At 40.9% G+C, this 24389-nt stretch carries 18 protein-coding genes; 2 read left to right on the forward strand and 16 right to left on the reverse strand.

Annotation, left to right across the window (positions count from 1 at the left end; all coding sequences use genetic code 11):
* Nucleotides 1-144: 144 nt before the first annotated feature.
* Entirely contained in the window at nt 145-1566 is a 1422-nt protein-coding gene (locus BM386_RS05025; protein WP_091692005.1) for an MBL fold metallo-hydrolase, read from the reverse strand.
* 85 nt (nt 1567-1651) lie between these two features.
* Complete coding sequence (gene trxA, locus BM386_RS05030; RefSeq protein ID WP_091692006.1) at nt 1652-1966, reverse strand: thioredoxin; 315 nt, start codon at nt 1964-1966, stop codon at nt 1652-1654.
* A 167-nt stretch (nt 1967-2133) separates the two neighbouring features.
* On the opposite strand from trxA, the gene BM386_RS05035 reads away from it, so the two are divergent.
* Together BM386_RS05035 and BM386_RS05040 are read left to right on the forward strand one after the other, a co-directional pair.
* Nucleotides 2134-5115, forward strand: coding sequence for a glycosyltransferase family 117 protein (locus BM386_RS05035; protein WP_091692007.1), 2982 nt, complete (start codon nt 2134-2136; stop codon nt 5113-5115).
* 224 nt (nt 5116-5339) lie between these two features.
* A complete protein-coding gene (locus tag BM386_RS05040) occupies nt 5340-6542 on the forward strand; it encodes an ATP-binding protein (RefSeq protein ID WP_091692008.1) in 1203 nt (400 codons plus the stop codon).
* 131 nt (nt 6543-6673) lie between these two features.
* Here BM386_RS05040 and BM386_RS05045 read toward each other — a convergent pair whose 3' ends face one another.
* From BM386_RS05045 to BM386_RS05110, 14 genes are all read right to left on the reverse strand, one after another.
* Nucleotides 6674-6868 carry a DUF6728 family protein gene (locus tag BM386_RS05045; RefSeq protein ID WP_091692009.1) on the reverse strand — a complete coding sequence of 65 codons (195 nt, stop codon included), beginning with the start codon at nt 6866-6868 and terminating at the stop codon, nt 6674-6676.
* Between the two features lie 158 nt (nt 6869-7026).
* Complete coding sequence (gene ispG / locus BM386_RS05050) at nt 7027-9009, reverse strand: (E)-4-hydroxy-3-methylbut-2-enyl-diphosphate synthase (protein WP_091692010.1); 1983 nt, start codon at nt 9007-9009, stop codon at nt 7027-7029.
* Nucleotides 9010-9014: 5 nt separating this feature from the next.
* Nucleotides 9015-9719 carry an SDR family oxidoreductase gene (locus tag BM386_RS05055; protein WP_091692011.1) on the reverse strand — a complete coding sequence of 235 codons (705 nt, stop codon included), beginning with the start codon at nt 9717-9719 and terminating at the stop codon, nt 9015-9017.
* Between the two features lie 63 nt (nt 9720-9782).
* Entirely contained in the window at nt 9783-13247 is a 3465-nt protein-coding gene (locus tag BM386_RS05060) for a hypothetical protein (protein WP_091692012.1), read from the reverse strand.
* Nucleotides 13248-13293: 46 nt separating this feature from the next.
* Complete coding sequence (locus BM386_RS05065; RefSeq protein WP_091692013.1) at nt 13294-16998, reverse strand: sensor histidine kinase; 3705 nt, start codon at nt 16996-16998, stop codon at nt 13294-13296.
* 214 nt (nt 16999-17212) lie between these two features.
* On the reverse strand, nt 17213-17464 hold the full coding sequence (locus tag BM386_RS05070) for a hypothetical protein (RefSeq protein WP_091692014.1): 252 nt from the start codon (nt 17462-17464) through the stop codon (nt 17213-17215).
* Nucleotides 17465-17498: 34 nt separating this feature from the next.
* On the reverse strand, nt 17499-18053 hold the full coding sequence (locus BM386_RS05075) for a DUF420 domain-containing protein (RefSeq protein WP_091692015.1): 555 nt from the start codon (nt 18051-18053) through the stop codon (nt 17499-17501).
* Nucleotides 18034-18708, reverse strand: coding sequence for an SCO family protein (locus BM386_RS05080; protein ID WP_091692016.1), 675 nt, complete (start codon nt 18706-18708; stop codon nt 18034-18036). Before BM386_RS05080 ends, BM386_RS05075 begins: the two co-directional genes overlap by 20 nt.
* 76 nt (nt 18709-18784) lie before the next feature.
* Nucleotides 18785-19117: a cytochrome C oxidase subunit IV family protein gene (locus BM386_RS05085; protein ID WP_091692017.1), complete on the reverse strand. Its 333-nt coding sequence runs from the start codon at nt 19115-19117 to the stop codon at nt 18785-18787.
* An 18-nt stretch (nt 19118-19135) separates the two neighbouring features.
* Nucleotides 19136-19912 carry a cytochrome c oxidase subunit 3 gene (locus BM386_RS05090; protein ID WP_091692018.1) on the reverse strand — a complete coding sequence of 259 codons (777 nt, stop codon included), beginning with the start codon at nt 19910-19912 and terminating at the stop codon, nt 19136-19138.
* A gap of 27 nt (nt 19913-19939) precedes the next feature.
* Complete coding sequence (locus BM386_RS05095; RefSeq protein WP_091692019.1) at nt 19940-20521, reverse strand: cytochrome c oxidase subunit 3; 582 nt, start codon at nt 20519-20521, stop codon at nt 19940-19942.
* 2 nt (nt 20522-20523) lie between these two features.
* Nucleotides 20524-21426 (reverse strand): heme o synthase, encoded by a 903-nt coding sequence (gene cyoE / locus BM386_RS05100; protein ID WP_091692020.1) that lies wholly within the window; start codon nt 21424-21426, stop codon nt 20524-20526.
* 2 nt (nt 21427-21428) lie between these two features.
* Complete coding sequence (locus tag BM386_RS05105; protein WP_091692021.1) at nt 21429-22505, reverse strand: COX15/CtaA family protein; 1077 nt, start codon at nt 22503-22505, stop codon at nt 21429-21431.
* Nucleotides 22486-24372 (reverse strand): cytochrome c oxidase subunit I, encoded by a 1887-nt coding sequence (locus BM386_RS05110; RefSeq protein ID WP_091692022.1) that lies wholly within the window; start codon nt 24370-24372, stop codon nt 22486-22488. The genes BM386_RS05105 and BM386_RS05110 overlap by 20 nt, the downstream gene beginning before the upstream one ends.
* Nucleotides 24373-24389 lie beyond the last annotated feature (17 nt).

Below are 24389 nucleotides of genomic sequence, written 5' to 3' on the forward strand. Positions count from 1 at the left end.
TTCCCTTATTTAGAGGTGGAATTCCACTGAGATATAGTTAAAGCAAGTGGTCTGTTAGGACACAGACCACGGCTCTCTACTATTATTCTAGATTCTAATGTCTTAAATCTAATGTCTTAAGTCTTGACACTAATCACTTGTTACTCAAAGCAACGTAGTCGGACAAACGTACTCACTCACTTTAATCTTCTCTGATTCCTTGATATCCTTGAAACCGCCTTTGATATCAATAAGATTATCATAGCCTCTTGCTCTCAGGATGGAATTAAAGACCATAGATCTATATCCGCCTGCACAATGCACGTAGTAAGTCTTATCCTTGTCTATTTTTTGCATGCTGTCATTGATGTAATCAAGGGGAGTGTTTTCTGCGTCCAAAACATGCTCTGAAAGGTATTCAGACTCTTTTCTTACATCGAGTATATTGATTTCAGAATTTTGATTTTGTCTTTCAGCTAGCTCATCTACAGAGATAGATTCGATTTGATCAATCTCATTTCCAGATTTTTCCCAGGCAGCGATACCTCCCGCCAAGTAACCAATTGCATAATCATACCCCACACGCGCCAATCTTGTGATCACTTCCTCTTCTCTTCCTTCTTCTGCGACGATCAAAATCTGCTGCTTCAGGTCTGGAATCATCGCTCCCACCCAAACGGCAAAACTTCCATCTATTCCAATATTGATTGAATTTGGCACAAAGCCCTTGGCAAAAACCTGAGGAGCTCTAGTATCCAGAATCAAAGCTCCGGTCTCATTTGCGGCAGCTTCAAATTCCACTGGAGTGAGTGGCTTCACGCCTCTCTCCAACACCGCATCGATGCTGTCATACCCCTCGATGTTCATCATTACATTTTGAGGAAAATACGCAGGAGGTGGAGTCAAACCAGTAATCAGTTGCTTAGTAAACTCCTCTTTGGTCATTTCCTGAAGCGCGTAATTGGTTTTCTTCTGGTTACCCAACGAATCTGAAGTTTCCTTACTCATGTTTTTGCCGCAGGCAGAACCCGCTCCATGAGCTGGATAGACGATCAAATCATCCGGTAAAGGCATAATTTTATTTCTCAACGAGTCATAAAGATGACCTGCCAGTTTCTCCTGAGTCAGATCCTCCACGACTTTCTGAGCCAAATCCGGTCTTCCCACATCTCCAATAAACAAGGTATCTCCAGTAAATATTGCCTCGGGATTTCCTTCTTCATTATAAAGTAAATAGCAAGAGCTCTCCATCGTATGACCAGGGGTATGGATCAGTTTGATTTTGGCTTTTCCTATATGAAACTCCTCCCCGTCTTTGGCGATGTGAGCAGCAAAACCAAGCTTCATATCCGTAGGACCATAAACTATTTTGGCACTTGTCTTCTCGGCCAAATCGATATGCCCTGACACGAAATCAGCGTGGAAGTGGGTCTCAAACACATATTTGATCTTAGCGTTTCTTCGCTCAGCTTTCTCAATATATGGCTGAACTTCTCTTAGCGGATCTATAACTGCCGCTTCTCCATCTGACTCTATGTAATAGGCTCCTTGAGCCAGACATCCTGTATAAATTTGTTCGATTTTCATATTTCTGATTTTTTTTCCAATTGATAGTCAAAAGTAGAGCTTTGTCAGCAAGCGTAGAATGACTTTTGTCACAGAACACTTGGACTTATTCTTTGATGGTACTTTTGAGGGTATTCACTAATTGATGGGCAGGTACCACTCCTGATTCACGCCACAAAATTTTCCCTTTTTGGAAAAGGATCAAAGTCGGCACTCCACGGACTTGGAATTTGCTCGCAGCTAACTGGTTTTTATCAACATCCACTTTGACGATCTTTACTTTATCACCCATTTGCTTGGAGGTATCCTCCAAAATAGGCTGCATCATCTTGCATGGACCGCACCAGGTTGCAAAGAAATCCACCAAGACAGCTTGGTCTCCATCTATCAGTTCTTGGAATGTTTTGGCTTTTGTTGACATGATTTCTAATTTTTTGACACAACAAAAGTAGAAGCAAAATCAGTTCAACTCAGTAATTATTGTCACATAGGGAGGGAAAGCAACTGCGCCTAAGTTTTAAAATACCTAAAATCCCCCTAATTGGCATTTATTTTTTTTATTTTCGCCAGTCAAATTCCACTTATTAAATGCTCAATTACAAGCAAATCAATAATCTGACCGGTTGGGTCGTTTTTGCGGTAGCTACTCTTGTTTACGTTCTTAGTGTCGAACAAACTGCCAGTTTCTGGGATCCAGGAGAATTCATCGCCGTTGCCTACAAGTTACAAGTCCCTCACCCTCCAGGAGCTCCTTTCTTCCTTTTGGTGTATCGCATGTTTAGTTTCTTCGCATTTGGAGATCCGCTGCAGGTAGCCTATTGGATGAATATTGGAAGCGCTTTATTCTCCAGTTTCTCGATTTTATTCCTTTTTTGGTCTATCACTTTGTTTGGCAGAAAGCTCTTCAACGTAGTGGAAGGGCAAGAAAGCAAAGGCGAAACCATTACATTAATGGGGGCTGGAATTGTTGGTTCATTGGTTTACACTTTCTCAGATAGTTTTTGGTTTTCTGCTGTTGAGGCCGAGGTTTACGCCATGTCCTCCTTCTTTACGGCAATTGTGATCTGGGCATTCCTGAAGTGGGATGTGATCAAAGATCCCCGCGAGGAAAACAAATGGATGATTTTCATCGCCTATTTGGTAGGTCTTTCTATCGGGGTTCACTTGTTGAATTTGGTGACATTACCTGCTTTGGCTCTGATCTATTACTTCAAAAAGTACGAAAACCCTACGCTAAAAGGAGGCCTTTTTGCCATGTTCCTCGGTGGAGTGGCACTGATCATTATCAATAACTTTATCATTCCTGGCTTACCTAGTTTGGCGGGTTCCATGGAGATTTTCTTTGTCAACAGCATTGGACTTCCTTTTGGATCTGGAATCGTGGTTTTCATTCTCTTGTTTTTTGCAGCGGTTTTCTTTGCCTATAGATATTCCCGAAAAAAAGGAAATGCCATCCTCAACACGTGTCTCTTATCTTTTATTTTCATCCTAATAGGATACTCCAGTTATGCGCTGATCGTAGTGCGTGCGAATCAGGATCCGATTATCAATGAAAATGCCCCAAAAGACATCATCAGCTATGTTTCCTATTTGAAACGTGAGCAATATGGTTACAGACCTTTGCTTCATGGACAGTACTTCACTGCCCAGTTGGTAGCTCAGGAAGAAGGCGCGCCTGTCTATATGAAAGGCAAGGACAAGTATGAAATCGTGGATTACTCTTTAGTAAACACCTACGACCCTACGAAAACAACTATCCTTCCTAGAATTTATTCGAACCAAGAAAGCCACAAAAGACTTTACCGTCAAAAGCTTGGCCTGAGAGAAGGACAAGAGCCTTCATTCGGAGACAACATTTATTTTATGTTCTCGCATCAGTTGGGACATATGTATTGGCGCTACTTTATGTGGAATTTCTCAGGTCGAGAATCCGACTTCGGCGATGCACCATGGATAGGATTCACCGATGCGTTCAAAGATTACCCAGATTATATCACAGAAAACAAAGGGCATAATAATTACCTGATGCTTCCGCTTTTACTAGGAATCATAGGTCTATTCTTTCAGGCTAAAGCTGATCCAAAGTCTTTCTATGTGAACCTTATGCTATTCCTAATGATGGGTGTGGTGCTGGTGCTTTACCTGAATTCACCTCCGGTCGAGCCAAGAGAGCGGGATTACATTTATGTCGGTAGCTTCTATGCCTTTGCAATTTGGATAGGACTAGGCACCATGGCGATAGCCCATATGATCGGTAGAGCGACTAAAAACCTAGCAACTGCTGGCATTATTGCTACCCTGCTTACGCTTCCTGTGGCAGGTCTGATGGGCGCTCAAAACTGGAATGATCACAACAGAAAAGGGAGATATTTCTCAGTAGATTCTGCCAGAAACTTCTTGGCATCCTGTGCTCCTAACGCAATTTTGTTTACCGGTGGTGACAATGACACCTTCCCGCTTTGGTATGTGCAGGAAGTAGAAAACTTCCGAACCGATGTCCGGGTGATTGTATTGAGCTACTTTGATACGGATTGGTATGTGGAGCAAATGACCCGACCAGTAAATGAATCTGAAGCATTACCATTCAGTTTGGATGCCAACCGCTATCAGAAAGGCACGAATGATGTGCTTTACGTGATGGAGAGAGAAGGCATGAATGCCATTTCCGTGAGAGAATATCTGAAACTATTGAACTCTGGATCAGATCTGCTGAAAATGGAAACTGGCGGCAAGTCAGTTGCCAATATGGTTCCTTCTCGAAATCTAATTCTGGAAGTGGATAGCACAGCTGTTGCTAATAAAGACATCATTCCTGAAGAATTTGCTCCGCTTTTTGCTCCGCAAATGAACTTGCAGGTGACTGGAAACTATGTCACCAAAGGCACCTTGATGCTGATTGATCTTATCACTTCAAACAATTGGGATAGACCAATCTACTTCAATAATACTTCTCTAGCGACTATTGGAATCAACGTCCAAGACCATGTAGTAATGGAAGGATTAACCTATCGATTGCTACCGATAAGAAAGCCTGAGTATGTTCGCGATGAATTAGTCAATGCTGAGCTGGCCTATGAAAACTACATGACCAAGTTTGCTTTCCGTGGCATGGACAATCCTGATGCTTACTTGGATGAGGAATACAGAAGATTTGCATCCAACCATAGAAGTGCGTTAAACAGCATCGTTATCGCTTTGCTGGATGAGGGAGACATGGAAAAAGCAGCTACTCTTCTGAACTATGGCTTAGAAGTAATGCCAAACGAGGCAATTCCATACGATTTGTCCAGCGGACAATCTGCTCCCCTGTTTTTCGAAGTTGGGGAAGATGAAAAAGCGCTGGAAATCATCGACAAATTGTCAAAGAAATACCTTGATATGATCGAATTCTACACCGAGGAGAACAGGGATTATGACAGGGATATGATGGTTTCTATTGAGATGATCAGGTTTTTCATTCCAATACTCGAAGAACGCGGCTATCAGGAAAAAGCGCAGGAGCTAAAACTTAGAATGGAACAATTCCTCGGCCCTCAACAAAGCGGTGGAGGAGTTTTGGATAGGAGGTAAGCTGATCTACTTATTGAGAAAAGGGACTCGGAGATGATTCGGGTCCCTTTTTTGGTTATTAACCACATAGTAACCATAAGATTCCATAGAATCCGCATGCACAAATCTGAATAAAAACTAAGTGTGGATGTGTTTTTAATGTTTTATACAAAGAACATTTTTATTTAAAATTGATTTATACATAAAGCATTTTTGTGTTATTTTTGTTTTACCAATAAAGCATTATGGAAAATCTTATACTGAAATCAAATCTCCTTTTACGAAACCAAACTTTGGATTTCAAACGTTTTCTCTTTGACAAAATAGATTGGAATGATCGTTTGATCGGGATTCTTGGCGCAAGGGGAACTGGTAAAACCACCATGTTACTTCAATTAGCAGCTAGGGAGTTAAGTGAAAAGAATTCTGGACGTGTCCTCTACACTTCGCTTGACGACATCTATTTTTCCGCAAACACATTGGTAAGCCTAGCTGAGCAATTCGAAAAACTTGGAGGAGAAATACTCATTTTGGATGAAGTTCATAAGTATCCAAGCTGGGCAAGAGAAATCAAAAATATCTATGATTTCCAACGTAACTTAAAAATCGTATTCACAGGTTCTTCTATCATAGATATGATCAAGGAAAATGTGGATCTTTCGCGCAGGGCAATCTTTTACAATCTTCCTGGACTTTCCTTTAGAGAATATTTAAAGATTTCTGGCCAAGGGGATTATCAAGTAATCACGCTAGAATCGCTCATCAAGAACCACGAAGCCATAGCTTCTGAGCTAACAAAAGACTTCAAGCCGTTAGCACATTTGCCGAACTACTTAAAATCTGGCTATTATCCCTTTTTCAAAGAAAACCCAAATACATACCCTATCAGGATAGAGCAGGTTTTAAAATTAGTGCTCGAAATAGACCTTCAATTCATTAAAGGAATCGATTCCAACAATCTCAGGAAACTTTACCAATTGCTTTACATTCTTTCTCAAAGTGTGCCTTTCACTCCCAACATCAGCAAACTGAGCGAAAAAATAGGCATTACGAGAAATACTTTACTGTTGTATTTGAGCTACCTCGAAAAAGCAAAAATCATCAACTCCCTACAAGCCTATGGAAAATCGACGAGTATACTCCAAAAACCGGACAAAATTTATCTTGAAAACACTAACCTAGGGTACGCTATATCAAAGCAGGAATTTAATACAGGAAATGAGCGGGAAACTTTCTTTCTGAACCAACTAAAAAATGCAGGGCATGAAGTTCATCTACCCAAATACGGGGATTTTTCTGTAAACGAGAACTACTTTTTCGAGGTTGGCGGCTATAATAAATCTGCTACCCAGCTTAAAAATCAGGTCAATTCCTTTGTCGTATCAGATGGACTAGAGGTCGGATTCAAATCAAAGATTCCGCTTTGGCTCTTTGGGTTCTTGTATTGAAAACCAATTACAGTAGAATGTAAAAAACCAACTTTTCCGTTCAAATTTATATTCGAATTAAACGCTGTTCTCAAGATGATTTCTTGCTGTTCTCTGCGACATTCTCCGTGTTCACTGCGGTTAAAAACTTCTCAAATAAACCGCTTCACTATCCAAAATATAATAGCAAGTAGGAATACAACGATGGAAATCTTGTTGATCCCATGCATCATCCGGAGATTGTAATTTGACTTTTGATTGGGGTCTGGCTTTTGGAATACGCGAACGAAGTAGTTTCCGAAATCACCGAACTTGAAGAAATCTTTGAATTTATTATTTTCAGACATGGCTTAGTTTATTGGGTAAACAGACGGGAATGGAGAATGGTTTATTTTAACTTTTGAAGTGTCGGCCTGAGCGTCCCGAATAGCTATCGGGATCGAAGCGTCTCCTCGAAGGTTTATATTTTAAATTAAAACCTTCGAGGTTTTAAAAACCTCAAAGGTTAGATAACCTCTGGCTCATTCCACATCCCGTCCTCTTTGATGATTTCTATCAATTTGTCCACAGCTTTTTCGGAAGGCACAGAACGCTTCATCACCTCTTTTCCTTTGTAAAGTGTGATTTTCCCTTTTCCAGAACCTACATACCCGTAATCCGCATCAGCCATTTCTCCTGGACCATTCACGATACAACCCATGATTCCGATCTTGACGCCTTTGAGGTGATCCGTTCGCTTACGGATCATAGCTGTTGTCTCTTGTAGGTCAAATAAGGTTCTACCACAAGAAGGGCATGAAATATATTCTGTCTTGGACATTCGAGTCCTTGCAGCTTGCAAAACCCCAAATCCTACAGAATTATGAAGTTTGATTTGAGCTAAAACTTCCTCACGTGAATGTGCTTTCTCCTTTTCTAAGGAAATAAAGATTCCATCGCCTAAGCCATCTATCAACAAACCTCCTACGTCAGTTGCGGCATAAAGCATGGTTTCATCCTGTGACTGATCTGGATAGCTTACTTTCACAATCACAGGAATCTCCGACTTGGCTTCAAGCAAACTTACAATGGCTCTTCTCAAAGCAGGCATTGCATGTTTATTCTCTGTTTTCAGGATCAAAACAGTATTTTTTCTTTGCTCAGCCAACACGATTGCTTCAGCAATTTCTGTGTCAAAAACTTCAAGGAAATTCAATTCTGAATGGAATTTCTCAGCGGTTGAGAAACTCATCAAATCGAAGAGTGGGAATTTATTTTGCTGGTCAGAACCTACAGTCCAAATCGCCACATCCTGGATTTCCTTCATGCCGTTTGGCAGCATAAAAGGAATTGGATTCGCACCAGAATAAACGAAGTCACAACCCTGATCATTCATTTTCCACTTGTCCAGTTCTGGCAAATAGAAATGACCTACTGACTTCATCTCTTTTTCGGTGATCTTATCAATCTTGGAAATATCCGTGATTACTCGAGGTACATTATGACCCCCAAAGTTGTAAATCTCAGCACTGTGACGTTTGAAATGCTCGCATGGATTTACAGGGTAGTTTTCAATTGTCTTTATCTCAGCATGTCCTTCTCTGTGAGCATAGCGATCAATTAATGCCTTAGCAACTGGCGCTTCAAACTCAGGATCTTCAGTAAGCGAAACACGAACTGTATCTCCCAATCCATCTTCTAAAAGCGTCCCAATTCCCACTGCAGATTTGATTCTGCCATCTTCTGCTTCTCCAGCTTCTGTGACACCTAAGTGTAAAGGATAAGGTTTGAAACCTCCCTCATCCAATTTCTCCACCAATAAGCGGTAAGCTTGAACCATCACTTGCGTATTGGATGACTTCATCGATATTACGATATCGAAGTAATTCTCATCCTCGCAGATTCTCAAAAACTCCAAGGCGGACTCCACCATTCCCAGCGGCGTATCGCCATATCTACTCATGATTCTATCAGAAAGAGAACCGTGGTTAGTACCGATTCTCATTGCCGTTCCGTGCTCCTTACAGATTTTCACCAGAGGCAAAAAACGCTCACGGATACGATCCAACTCTTCCTGATAGGTAGCATCAGTATATTCTATTACTTCAAATTTCTTTTTATCCGCATAATTCCCCGGATTCACACGTACTTTTTCAACGATCCTTGCAGCTACTTCTGCAGCATTGGGAGTAAAGTGTATATCCGCAACCAACGGAGTGTTGTATCCTCTTTGACGAAGCCCGTCCTTAATGTGGCGAAGGTTTTCTGCCTCTTTGATACTTGGAGCGGTGATTCTCACCAACTCGCAACCAGCCTCAATCATGCGGATACTTTGCTCGATAGAGCCTTCTGTATCCATTGTATCAACTGTGGTCATCGATTGTACTACGATTGGATTATCTCCTCCAATTACCACATCTCCGATTTTCACCGGAATGGTTTTTCTCCTGGAATAACTCGTCAAGCTATCGCAATACAGCTGATCTAATGATTTGATAATTGGCTCCATGTGGGTTATATATCTCCTAATTGAGGTCGGATTACTAATTCTTCAACAACGGATTGGGGCGAAAGGTTATAAGCGGCCCAAACTGATTCGGCAACATCGGTTGCTTTCATGAATCTTTCTACTGGCAAATCCACTCCTTCCCAACTCGCAGTATAAGTCGCGCCGGCAAGGATGGAAGTCACTTTAATTTGATGCGGTTTCAATTCTTCCCGCAGGCATTTGGTCATTCCGAGCATTGCCCATTTGGACACCGCATAGCTTCCTCCGTTCGGGTAGGCCGTCAATCCTGCAACAGAACCCAGACTGAAAATATGTCCGGACTTGCGCGCGATCATATCTTCTGCAAATCCCCGAGTCACATAATAAGCCGAGAAAAGATTCGTCTCCATCATCAACTCGAAATTTCCCTCAGGCTCGTTATGAATAGCTCCCGGTAAGAAAACGCCGGTATTATTTACCAAAACATCCGGGGTCGCCACCGCTTTGACTTCACTGATCAAGCGAGTTACATCTGACTTTTTCGAAAGGTCTGCCTGTATGGCCAGCACCTGGATATCTCTGTATTTTGCCTGCAGTTCCTCCTGAAGCGCCTTCAAATCAGCTGTATTTCTCGCACAGGTAAAGATATCAAAACCCTCACTTGCAAATCGTTCTATGATCGCTCTTCCTATTCCTTTGGTGCCTCCGGTGACGAGGATGCTTTTACTCATTTGGTTAGTGTTTTAATAGTTAGTATGACAACTATCCAGCTTGTGCAAAGGTACATTTTTTTATCAAAACAGTGCCGAAACTTGCATTCTCCCCACATGAACTATTCGGTCAAGCCCTTGTGAATTTCTACCTTCATACACCAGATTTAATTGAAGTCCCTCACCTATTTTCTGCAGCCAATTCACATTCCAAGTGACATTTGTGCCTGGAGTCAAAGCCTGAAGCATTTCATAGCCAACTGGCGAATTAGCAACTCCATTGTAATCGATCTGAATCAGTTTTAGATTTCCTGTCACCGTTGTCTTCACAGCTCTCGCAAAGCGAAGATCCAGTCCTACTTGATTCAATAGAGCTTTTTCCTTGAATTCAACGTTTGCAGTATTGACTTTTCCAGTGAAAGAATAAGTCGCTGTAGTCCTGAAATACGGCGTAGGTTGCCAGGAAAATTCCGGTCCAATCTGATTTTGCGTGATGGTGTAATTTCGATTATCCAAAAAGTCAGAAGCTGAAAGCCGATTGCCTGTTCCTGCAATAATCCTCAAAGTAGTTTGCCCATTGAAATTATATCGAGTATTCAATTTCCAATCTTTTTGAATCAGATCTTCAAAACCTCCAGAAAGCAATTGCTTAAACTGGGAATCGAAATAGGATAAATCAAATCCATAGCTTGCTGAAGCACGATTAAAGAAAAAACTAGACCTGATCACTTGCCTAAGAGACAAAACATCTTCCCTATTCACCCCACCTACAAAAGGATTTATGCGATCCACAAAGTCGTCAGAAGTCACCTTTTTCTCTACACTTAGACTCGTGGTGTTAGAAAACTTATGCAGGAAAGACCTTAGACCTCCAGCCTCCTTCCATGTTTCGGGGAATTTAGCCTGAAGTCTATAATTTAGAATACTGGTGTAAGCCTGAATGTAGGTGTCTGTAGGCACAAAGATCTTAATGTATTGCTTTTCCTCTGGATTGATTGCCAGATAAAACTCGTTCAGCTGCTGCACACCATCACCATTATCATCCCGCCAAGTATGCGTACCATCGCCATTAGGGGCTGGCAAAAACACAAATTCGCGCTGCAACTCGCGCCCGTTCCCTATGGCATAGGAAATTTCATTTCGAATTAGATTTTTACCCAAGCTTCCTTGATAATCTAGCTTTCCCATCACATTGAGCTCCGATTGCAGATCACGCTGCAAATAGTCAATTTCCCGATAAGTAAACGTACTGCTCAAACTGTGCTGAGTCCATTGTTTTCTGAACGTAAAGTTGGAAGTAAATGCTCTGGTGTCATTCTGTAATTCACCCGCAAATGGAGCTTTGTCCTCCCGCCACGCCGCATCTGCCAAGAAAGAATAGCTAAGGGAATCATTGCTCCGAAGATAAATCAAATGCTGTTTGAAGTTCATTGCAGTACTTACAACAGAGTCAGTTTCGGCGCTTCTCAAGGCATTCTGGTCAAGAGAAAATTGGTAACCTGGAACAATGATTTTGGAATTATAACTCACATCGCCGAGGTACCGAGTCCAGTCAGATTTCAATGTGTCCTGCGAAGAATTCAATCGAAAGAACTCTTGTCTAAGCCTGATTTTAGAGCCCAACTGAACATTCCAATTGGCGGAATGCTGAGTCCCGTTCAGTACATTTCCTCTATTTCTCAGGTAAAAAAGATAGTCGAATTGATTGAGCGCATCTTTTTCAAAACCAATTCCTGCACGGAAAAACTGCTCTGACGCCGCACTTTCCAAAGCCTGCTGGCTGAGTCCCCAATCCCGATCAAACTCAATGTATCTGAATCGATCAATGAAATTAAAATTGGTGGAATTGTATTCGTACTCGGTCTGCCCTTTCATCATGTAGCCTTTGAAAAGTGAAGATTCCCTCCCTTCACTTTGCAAACCAACCTTTATTCCCAGTCCCTGGTTGTTATCGTCGTCGAGCTCAGAAAAGAGATTCTGATCTTGAGAAGAGAGTGCCAATTCGGTATAAAATTTTTCATGTTCATTCAGCCTAATCCGAGTTCCTGCTGTCACCATACGCTTGCTATCCGGAAGAGGCAATTGAGACAAAATAGAGTAATCTCCTTGGGGTTGACCATTCAATCTTGGCACGTACTCATAAACTGTCCCATTGGACAACTGACTGGAACGTCGATAATCTCCCAACCCAGCGCCCACCTGGGAAAATCCCAATTCATAATGAGCCAACTCAGGATCATTGGAATATTCGTAATAAACCATTGGATTTCCCAGATCATCAAATTCGGTAACTTTCTCATACAAAATCCTATTCTGATCAAATGCAACACTGTCAATTCGTGGTATTCTTGCAAGCTCGGCACTATCTCCCACGGAAGCCAGCAAGCCCAATTCCTGTTGGGAAAACTCTGTGAAAAGTGGTCTATTCCGATTGTCCTTTTCTTGATAATAATTCAGGTACACATCCACCTTTCCGTTGGTCTGGGTATGATTCGCTCCAATGATAGACCGGGAATAATTTCGCTCAGCATACTCAAAATCAATCCGTACACGGGAATACTGAGTGATCAGAACTTTGGGTGTAAAAGTGATTTCTGCCTGATTGTAATCAATCACATAATCCTCGTTAAAACCACGTCTAAGCTGTTTTCCATCGAGAAACACCTTTTCTGAATTCGCCATGATGATTACAAATCGCTCATTATTTGGGCCGCTAACCCGATACGGACCGAGTACGCCTTCTAAAATCGGCAATTGAATCGAAGCAAATTTCCCTTTGGCTATGGAAGCAAACGCCTGCGAACTGGCAGTCCAATTCTCACTCATTTTGTAATTGGAAGTAAACTGTAAACCCTGCACATTTTTGTAATAACGAAGAAACTCAGATTGCCTCTGCTGCAAAACCACATCCCCGGCAGCCAAGCTGAAATCATCGTTATACAGCTCAATCAAGACATTATCAAAGTCCTGGATTTGCTGCGTATTTCCTTCAGGTTGAAAAGGCACATTTTGATCGGTAATGCTTGCACGGATTTTAAGATTATCTGAGATATCACCTTCCAGCTGCAAATTGAGCGCAGAGTTGACAAATACGTTTTGTGTATTTCCGAAAGAAATCCCTCGGGTCAAGCTTCCGGATTTGTATAGGTTGGTGGTAGGAAAAAGCTCTTCCCTAAAATCAAAAGCTGGCAACTCGGCCATGCGGTTGTCCTTGAACCGGGCGGTGGAGTCGTAGTCTGTGAGTAAGGTGCGACGCGCTACAGGCTGATCAAATCGAACCGAGAAAGTCTGATAGCAAAGCAATACTGAATCGGGCTTGGCTTCATTTTCAAAAATAATCTGGAGCTTATTGGTACTGAGATCATATTTGAACTCATAGGCTCCCCCACTCTTATCGGTAATTCTGATCGTTTCTTCCAACAGAGAAAGTGAATCAACAATGGCGGCATTTTCAAATGCATCAGAGGGTACCCATCGGCACTTTTCCTGAGCTTTTACCGAAGTAAAAAAGCCCAATACTAAAACCCAGAAAAGTAGCCAATGACGCATGCTCACTCCGAAATGCCTTTTGATTTGAAGGTACTAAAAAGATGAATTACCCCATCAATGGAAAGGTGAGATAGAATGTCGTGCCTTTACCCACTTCAGTTTCAAACCATATCTTGCCTCCCGCCGTTTCTACACCACTTTTTGCGATAGCTAGCCCCAAGCCTGATCCAGTGGACTTAGTTGAGAAATTAGGAATGAATATTTTATCCTTCAATTCGTCAGTGATGCCCTTTCCATTATCGGTGATTTCCAGAAAAACGGCCTGGTCAGTCATCCATAGCCAAATACGGATTATTGGTTTCACTCCCGGATCCACTGATTGAATTCCATTGATTATTAGATTTGAGATAACTCGTCCGAAAAGTTTATCGTCGCCTAAAATCGGAATGTCATTTGTAAATGAATCGTCCTGAAAAACCAACTCCACTTGCTGATCTCCGCTGAATAACTCCAGCACTTTATTTAGCACAGCTTTGAAGTTCATCAACTCATTATTTGGCAAAGGCATTTTGGCAAATGTGGAAAAAGAGGAAGCAATTCCGCTTAGCGCATCTACCTGATGGATCAAGGTCTCCAATGATCTCTTTAGCTTTTCCGCATCATCCAATCTTCCAGCATCCTGCAACCTGATCAAATGCTGTAAAGTAAGCTTCATCGGTGTAAGCGGGTTCTTAATTTCGTGGGCAACTTGCTTAGCCATCTCCCGCCAGGCAGACTCCTTCTCCGTGGAAGCAAGTACTTTCTTAGAGTTTTCCAACTTGAAAAGCATGTTGTTATACTCATTTACCAACAAGCCAATTTCATCCTTAGAACCCCAATACATAGGCTCATTGTCTTCCAAATTCGTCGCTTTTAGCTTTTGCGTGAGCAGTTTAAAAGGAAAAGTAAGGTTGGTTGAGACAAAGTAAGAGACAAATAAAAACAAGATGAAAATCACCACAAAGGCATTGAAAATATTGCTCAGCACATCTGCAATCAGTGTATTCAATTCTTCTTCCGATTCAAAAAACGGAACAGCCAAAACCCCTAAATTGCCCTGGCTGGCAGTAGCTGGAATAGACAAATAAACTGCTTTGTATCTCAGTTTCCCGATTTGCTCATCAGCCAAATACTGACTTTGACCCATTTCCTCAATCTCAGAAAGTGCTTTTGGATTAATTAATGGTGCTAAAATCTTCTTGTCAAAGATGTTAGGGCGATTGGTAGATTCCAGTTTTCCCTCGACATTATAAATATGAATATCACTCGCAATGGTATTTGCCAATTCATTTACCTCTTCATTCAGCTGGTCGCTATCCACGCTATCCAGACTCTGATTATTCAGGAAGCTTCCAAGATTACCTCTGATCAATGCTGCTTTTTGGATATACTGCCGATCAAGATCGTCACGATAGCTATTTGCCAAAAGTCCTATCGTGATAATACTAATAATGATTATCGGGAAAAAGAATGCGAAATTAAGGTATAGCTGCAGTTTGGTGGAATAGTTGAATTCAAAATTCTTCACTCCTGTGATCAGCGTATTGATCAAAATAGACAGGAAAGTCATGATCACGAAAAGCACAAAGAACAAGGAAATATTCCCGAAGAAGTGAGAAACAGAAATATTCTCGGAAGAAACAATAATCAGTTCATCTCCATTTCTAATCCCAAAATGATGGTAACCATTCTGATGAACGCCTTCTGTCAATAATGCTTTTCGACTCAATACCCGCTTAAACCCATTGTTCAGGTAATTGAATGATCCAGAATTCCTGATGAACTCTTCCTCCTTGAAAATGGCATAATCATAAAGTACAGGATCAAGCTTGTCGTTATATTTTTTATCCAACAACAACTTTGGATAGACACTGGTCGGCTGAACTCGTAGCTGCCGAAGCTCCAGAAAAACGGTGCCGAGCGAGGAACCTTCTTTGCTCATTGGTATGAAGGCAATAAAGCGATTCCCATTATTGGATTCATTACCGCGGATAAAGTACAGGTCCTTAACACTTGTGGCGTAATCACTTTTAATATATTCAAGCTGTATATCCTTGAGATTTTCTGAGTTGGAAGAACCCAAGATTTGCTGACCTGAGGAGGAAAAAATTCGGACTTGCACTTCAAACTGATCGAAGTAATTATCCAGGTAAATTCTCCTGATTTTGGTTTCAATAGGGTCTTTTGAGAAAAGTGGATCTGCTATTCTATTTTGGATGAATAGGTCACTTTTGATTCGAGTGAATATTTCCCCCAAGAAAAACTCAGTCATCACATCATTTTCAATGAGGTTTTGATTTGCAAAGCGGGTTTTAGATTGAATCAATTCACTTTTCTCGGTCTGAAAAGTACTTACACCAGAGATTATTGCTGTGACTAGACAAGCGAAGAAAAAGGTAAGGAATGTGTCAAGACCGAGCTTAAAGGCATTTTTGAATAATTCAAGTCGAATAATAATAACTAAGAAAATCAAATGGATTAGCCACACAATCCCACCCCAAAGGGAAAAGAAAAATATCACTGCGGCAAGGGGAAGGCCGATAATTGCAATCCATTTGTAATACGTTTTTTTGAGTTTATTGATCTCAAGAAGCAAACTAAACATCGTAAGTGAAAGCAACACATATACCGCTCCCCAAAGGAAAAGCATGAAGAAACTTATGCCTTTGAACCAATCAAATGAAGGTATAGAGCTAATATCCAAGGCCCACTGCGAGTTGATCATCAAATCCCTCGGGAGTGACCAAACCAAATACATCCCGATTGAGCTGACCAGGAAGGAAAAAAAGAAGAAGACCAGAAACTCATTGTGGGACTTTAAGACCTTAATCTTCTCATGCATTACCTTCGAAGCAAGCTGATAGATTACCATGGCCAAAATCAATACTCCACAAAGCGTGTTGATCAATAAATCTCCAAGACTAGGGTTAAACCAAGAAGAAGCATAATTGGCTGAATCAAATAAGGATAAATTCAGATAGTTACTTGGGAAATCGAGAAGTAACATCATAAACCTAAATGCCCCTAAGACAAAAATTGCATAGCTTATAGCTTGCCATCTTCTTCCTGATTTCCATTTGCTCAGCACAAAGTCAGAGCTCAATAGAAAATAAAGTAAGAAAACCGAAGTGAAGAAAATCAGGATTGCAGGATTTACAACTCGACCAGCTGGACTATATCCAAACAGAAAGTTGATTCCAAAAAGCGGAATCCCAGCTGGATTCTTAACAGCCAATTCTCCTTCTTCAGGATTGGCAAACAGCTCGAATCTCCCATTTCCAAAAATCTCAGGATTCGGCCCAGTTATTAGGTAATTATTCTCAATATTCCCAGGCCAAATCAAACGAAGCACGTGAAGCATGACATAGTCGGCTCCGTTCCTTTTGACATTCCTTACCTTCAACAAAAGCGTGCCATATGGATCCTCTAGCAGCTGGTATTCCTTGGTGAGATCTACTTCAGCAAAATCCAGCGTCAGCGTAAAGTCTGACCAGTATAAAAGCTCTTTTTCAGGACTTAAAATGAAAAACGGATGTCTGTGGGCGGGAATACTGATTTGGCCAAAGCTTAACGTATCATCTGGTCTCACATCCATAAGGATCTGGATAAAATCCTCATCAAATTCCTTATCTACAGCCTGAACTCTATTCTGTAATGCTTGCAAATACGTATCCTGATCACTTTTCTGAAAGAAAAAGAAATTCAAAACCAACACTGCAAGAAGAGAGAAAATACTGATCAAGATGATCAGGCGGCGGGAATCATGCTTCATTTAGATGTAAAATAAATATGATTATCCGCAATCTTGCCATTAACCAAAATTCTTTGCCCATCCGGTCAGAAGACCGAAGACGGGTGACCGAAGCGTCCTAAGTCTTAGAGTTAACCAAATTCTATAATGCTTTTGGCTTTTAAACGATAGTAAAGCGGATATCTATAAAAATAAAAAAGCAAAGTCCTTGATCAAACTTTGCTCTTCTATTCGTTTAGTGCATGGCAATTTTAGCTTTTCTTTTCTTGGCATTTTTATACCAAAAGTACCCAATCACCATCGCCATTAGGTAGGGCATGACAAATAGGTACATGATTCCAAGATTCAATCCAGCAGCCACGCTGGTATCTCCATTGCTTACATTATTTTCTACTGATGCACGGCACATGGCACATTGTGCAAAGCTTGCAGTGTGCAGCAGTAATCCTATAATTGAAAGAAATCCTATTTTTAGAGCTTTTTGCATACTTTTTCCTACGAATGAATAAGAACGCAGGTTTTTAATGTAGATAATAAGGACTGATCATAAAGTAAACAATCACACCAGTGACTGTCACATAAAGCCAGATCGGATAGGCAAATTTAACAACTTTTCTATGCTTGGCATACTGCTCCGTGTATCCATAATAGTATGCAAACAAAATTGGGAAAAGCGCTACTGCTGCCAAGATGATATGAGTAATCAACAGGAAATAATAAATGCTACGAATTGCGCCCTCTCCACCAAAGGATGTGCTTTCTGCCGCAGCATGGTAAACTACGTAGGATACTAGAAAAATTGCTCCCAATCCAAACGCTACTGTCATAAAAGCTCGATGAAAAGCAATATTTCCTTGCTTGATAAATACTAATCCTGCAATCAAGGCTAAGGTTGCAGCAGAATTTATAACTGCATTCAGATGTGGAAGAAAGTAAACCCACTCAGCTCCCAAATCAATTTTAGACGGCATAAATATAAGCACCGCCACAACTACCGGAATAAGTACAGAGATCCCTATCAGCCAACCTTTTACCTTTGCCTCATTTTTTGGCAAATTATTCTGTTTCGCTTGCATGTAATAACACTTTAGTCTCTAACATTAACAAATCAACATCTTCTCTGGAAGTACCGCTATAATACCCTCGGATCCTTCCCTGCTCGTCGATAAGCATAAACTTATCACTATGCACAAAGTCATCCGGAACTCCCATCCCGTCAACAGTGGGGATAATAAAACCACATTTGGCAAGATCGTATGTTTCTTGCACTCCGCCCGTAAGAAAATCCCATTTACCCGCAACTGCATTATGTTCGGATGCATATTCTTTCAAGATCTCAGGCGTATCATAAGTCGGATCTATGCTGATTGACATGATCCTTACCTTATCCTCATCCCTAAACATATCATTGACACGCTCCATCTCAGCAGACATCTTCGGACAGATACTAGGGCAAGAAGTAAAGAAAAAATCGACTATTGTAATCATTCCTTCCATATCTGACCTACCTACTGTCTTACCTTCTTGATTAGTAAAAGAAAACTCAGGGATATAATGCTGAGTGGTATCTGCTACCGGACATTCTTTGAATGGATTATCCACTCCTTTTTCAAAATAGACAGGAATATCATAGGTGTTATTTCCAAATCCTTTAAGAAACAGGAAAATCAATATAGGCACCAAGAGTATGCATACCAGCACTAGCCCTTGTAATAATCTCAAACTTCTCATACTAGTGGTTTAACAAAAAAGAAGGTTAAAGTTCTTCACTTCAACCTTCTTTTTTGAATTTATTTTGAAACTCTGATTAGAACCAACGCATGTTGAATATATCCGAACCTTCTTTGATAAGAACTATTATCAGCCAGAAGAGAAATGCGATAGGAACCAGAATAGAATAGATCAAAGGCTTTACCTCATCACCCAGGTGCATGAATTGCATGATGATATATTTCGCTTTCCAGATGGTCAAAGCCATAAACAATACATAAAGTATTATTCCTCTTGGCATAGTGAAAGCCATTAAAAATTCTGCTGCGGTAATAAGCGCAAGAATCAAGGCCGTCTTGCCAATCTTTTTTATCTTCTCCCTATCTCTAGGGACAACATTAAGTGTTGATTTATTTTCTTGAATATCCATAATTCTAATAGTTATAGCTTAGATCAGGTAGAATAAAGTAAATACAAAGACCCATACAAGATCTACAAAGTGCCAGTACAATCCAATCTTCTCTACCATCTCATAATGACCTCTTCTATCGTAAACACCAACTGCAGCTTGATAGAAACATAAGAATAATAGAATAACACCTATAGTAACGTGGAAACCGTGGAACCCTGTGATGAAGAAGAATAGGTTTGCAAAAGAAGCAGGTCCATATTCATTTACTAGGAGATTTGCACCAAATACAGTTTCAGTTACATTTCTACCCAGATCATTGATATATGTCAAAACTACGCCTGTATCGGATCCATGGATAAAGTGACTCCACTCCCAAGCTTGACAGCCCAAGAAAGTTATACCACCAACCAACGTCCAAAGCATCCATTTCACTACATCATTCCTGTCATTTCTATGGCCAGCTTCCACAGCTAATACCATTGTTACGGAACTTGCAATCAAAATGAACGTCATCAAACCTACGAACACCAATGGCGCATGAACTCCATGCACAAAAGGGATAGCGTCGAAAACTAATTCAGGTATTGGCCAGTACTCATTCGAGCCTACAAATTCAGTTGCTGGTCCGGCATAGGCAGGATAACTAACACGAATAGCTAGGTAAGTAATCAAAAAAGCGGCAAAAGTAAAGATATCCGAAAGAAGGAAGAACCACATCATGAGTTTTCCATAACTGGCTTTGAGAGGTTCGTTACCACCTCCCCAGACGCCTCTTTTCGGGCTTACTCCTATAGCAGTAGAATGCGCAGACATAAGATATTGATTTGTACTTGGTTTATTTTAATGATTCAAAAGCAAAAACATAAATAGATACAACCACAATGCAGCTAGAAAATGCCAGAAAGTGGTAGCCATTTCAAGTGTATCCATGGACTTGGAATGCACTTCATATTTATAGGTCGAAATTAATACAATAATCAGAAATATCACACCGCTGATTAAGTGAACAGCATGCAATCCCGTGAAAACGTAAAGAAATGAACCCGATGGATTGCCGACAAAAAACACATTTTCATCAACCAGCGCCACCCAACTGTACCACTGACCAACTAGAAAAGCTATACCGAATAAAACTGCCAATCCTAGTCCTGTTCTAAGCCCAGCCATATTGTCCTTTTTAGCAGAATAATAGCCATACTGTAGGAATAAACTACTTATAATCACAATTCCTGAAGTGTACCAGAAAATTGAAGGCAGATCATATTCCAACCAATTTCCTTCCGACTGTCTCACAATATAGGCACTAGTGAGTGCTGCAAAAATCATCACTATAGTCACTAAGAAAAGCCACAAAGCAAATTTCTTAGGATGCATAGCGATCGGCTGATCTACTAGATCGACATATTTGAGATCCTTTTCCATCGTTACGGTAGTTTATCTAATAAGTAAGCAATCTGTACGATTGGCAAGTAAAGGAAAGAGCCAAACATGATGCGTAGCGCAGATTTACGTGAGCGATCTTGCATCAGGGAGAATGTCTGAGCAAGGAATAAAACTCCGCATAAGGTTGCGATAACTCCTGAGGTCATACCAGTTAATCCAAAATAGCTAGGTAGTAAGCCAAGTGGAAGTAGGAATAAGGTGTAAATCATAATCTGAATCGCTGTATTCAGATCTTTTCCACCACCGCTAGGTAACAACTTAAATCCAGCAGCTTTATAATCCTCATCGCCCACCCATGCAATCGCCCAGAAATGCGGGAATTGCCAGATAAACTGAATTCCAAAAATAATCAATGCCTCATGGGTAATAGAACCTGTAGCGGCAGTCCAACCTAGCAAAGGAGGTAAGGCGCCAGGAATAGCTCCTACAAAAACTGCGATAGGCCCAACTCTTTTTAAAGGAGTATAGGCAAACACATATAGCACCATACTTAAGATACCTAGCCAAGTAGTGAGTGGATTGGTGAATATCCAAAGTAAGGCCACTCCAATCACAGCTACAATGGAAGTGACCCAAAGTGCTTCTTGAAGAGAAATAAGTTTTAATGGAAGAGGACGGTTTTGGGTACGCTTCATCAGCTTATCCAAATCCCGCTCTAGGATTTCATTTGCAGCACAGGAAGCTCCACTAATCAAAAACCCGCCAAGTGCGAGCCCCAAAAAGCCAGACCAACCAAAACTAACCCCACGATCACCAAGTATGTAACCAAATACTGCTGAGAAAGTAACCAAGGCTGAAAGCCTTAATTTAATTAGCTCAGCGTAGGCTTTGAATTTACTTATAACCTGGGTACTAAAATGGTCAGTTACTTCAACTGTCCTCATGATCAATTTGTATTTAATCGAAACTGAATGTTTTCTCTGATTTCGAGAAGCAAGATGACTTGCACACCGATGATGAGAGAACCTAATAAGAGATGGATAGGCTGAAGAAAAGCAGGAATACCAAAGTATGCCATTGCCATTCCTGTAGCTATTTCCAGAATAATCAGAATCATCAAGACCTGAGACCAAAGATTTACTTGAGACTTTCTAAGGGTATATTTGAATGCCCAAAAGAAATACAGCAAATGGATTCCAAGCAGAACAAGCGAGAAAGATCGATGAATAAGAAATTCGAATCCTATTCTACCAATCCATTCATTCCGAAGCATATCGCCAAGTGAAGCTGAAATTATATCTATTTGCTCCCGAACCTGAGTGCCAAGAACAATCTGAACAAACATCAAGATAGTTCCTATCAATAATATAAGCTCAATCCTTCGCGGAACATCCATTTTTACTCCTTTGGACTGAATCAACTTCCCAGATCTATGATAAGTGTAGATCAGCAAAGAGACTAGTAACAAGGCTAACATCATATGAAAGGTAATCATCCAATGAAGCAAGTTAGTAGAAACCACTATTGAACCAATCCAACCGATGAAGACAACTAGCACTAGACTAGCCATAGACAAGATCGGAATCATACGATCAAGCTTTCCAAGTGGAAATGATTTCCACACAGTAAGAATAATCATCAAACCAATCATTACTCCTGCCAATCGGTTCAGGTATTCAATCCAGGTTTTAACCGCATTAAATTCCTCTTCTACAAGAATGGATTTGTCATTAGCTATTTCTTCTGCCTTTTCTGAGAATCCTAATTTTTCAAGTGTTGCCACGAACCTTTCGTTCTTGGCTAATCTTTTATTGAGATAAATCTCCTGATAATTTGAAGGCAATTGTTCTACGCTTGTTGGAGGAATCACACTTCCAAAGCATTTTGGCCAATCGGGACAACCCATTCCAGAACCGGTACTCCTGACTATGCCTCCAATTAGAATCAGTAAATAAACAGCTATCACCGTGATTAGACTTACCCGGCGAAAGCTGCTTATAGATTTATGAGTGGCTTGTTTCATTAGAAACCAGTACTTCCTCCTCTTCTTTCATAATCTCCAGCTCTACTTTTACCAATTCCTGCTCATGAGGAAGATTGGACTCCGGAGTAGCAGAAAGCGGAACTGTCTGAGGAATGAAATCCTCTTCAGCACCTGGCTTAGAGTAATCATATGGCCATCTGTACACTGCAGGGATTTCACCTGGCCAGTTTCCATGTCCTGGCTCAATTGGAGTAGTCCACTCCAGAGTATTTGATCTCCATGGATTCTCAGTTGCTTTTCTACCTTTGTACATAGAGTAGAAGAAGTTGAACAAGAAGATAAACTGAGCAGAGAAAGTAATGATAGCTGCAACCGAAACGAACATATTCAAGTCAGTGTACATGTTAGCAAACTCAAAGTTTGTCCAGCTGTAGTATCTTCTAGGGAAGCCAGCAATACCGATGTAGTGCATAGGGAAGAATACCATATAAACACCAACGAAAGTCAACCAGAAGTGGACATAGCCTAATTTGGCATCCATCATTCTTCCAAACATTTTAGGGAACCAATGATAAACCCCTGCTATCATCCCGAAGAAGGAAGCAGAACCCATCACTAAGTGGAAGTGAGCCACTACGAAATAAGTATCGTGTAATTGAATGTCAATCGCTGAGTTTCCAAGGAAAATACCTGTCAAACCACCTGAGATAAAGAAAGACACAAGCCCTATTGAGAACAACATCGCCGGGGTAAAGATCAAATTACCTCTCCAAAGCGTGGTAAGGTAGTTGAATACTTTTACCGCAGAAGGCACCGCAATGATCAAAGTCAAGAACATGAAGATAGATCCTAAGAACGGATTCATACCAGATACGAACATGTGGTGAGCCCAAACCACAAAGGAAAGAACTGTGATACCAAGCAAGGAAATAATCATCGCCTTGTATCCAAAGATTGGTTTTCTAGAGTTTGTAGCAATTACTTCTGAGGTAATACCCAAAGCTGGAAGTAATACAATGTAAACTTCAGGGTGACCTAAGAACCAGAACAAGTGCTGGTACAATACTGGGCTACCGCCTGTGTTTGGTAGTGCTTCACCACCTATATAGATATCAGAAAGGTAGAATGATGTACCAAAGCTTCTATCAAATACAAGTAACAAGGCAGCTGCAAATAACACTGGGAAAGACAAAAGACCGATCACAGCTGTCAAGAAGAAAGCCCAGATAGTCAGAGGAAGCTTAGAAAAAGACATCCCTTTTGTTCTCAGGTTAATTACTGTGGTAATGTAGTTGATACCACCCATTAGAGAAGATGCGATAAAGAACGTCATCGCTACCAACCATAAAGTCATTCCCAATCCAGAGCCTGGAATAGCTTGCTCCAGAGCAGAAAGAGGAGGATAAACCACCCAGCCCCCAGCTGCAGGACCTGTTTTAAGGAACAGAGATATAAACATGATCACACCGGATAAGAAAAACAACCAGTAAGAGAGCATATTCATAAATCCGGATGCCATATCTCTTGCTCCAATTTGCAATGGAATCAAGAAGTTGGAGAATGTACCACTTAAGCCCGCTGTCAATACAAAGAAGACCATGATGGTTCCGTGCATGGTGACCAGTGCCAAATAGAAAGTAGGGTCCAATTTCCCCGCTTCATCTATCCATCCACCTAAAAGGGGGCGAAGGAAAGACATATCCATTTCTGGAAAGCCTAATTGTAGTCTGAATAAGATTGAAAGAAATCCCCCAATAAGAGCCCAAAACATACCAGTAACCAAGTATTGTTTTGCGATCATTTTGTGATCCTGGGAGAATATATATTTGGTTACAAAATTATCATGGTGCTCATGATCGTGATGATCGTGCGCTGCGTCATGATTTGCGACAGATGCTGTTGACATAATCTATAATTTTGTTT

The sequence above is a fragment of the Algoriphagus locisalis genome (assembly GCF_900116615.1).
Taxonomy (GTDB): Bacteria; Bacteroidota; Bacteroidia; order Cytophagales; family Cyclobacteriaceae; genus Algoriphagus; species Algoriphagus locisalis.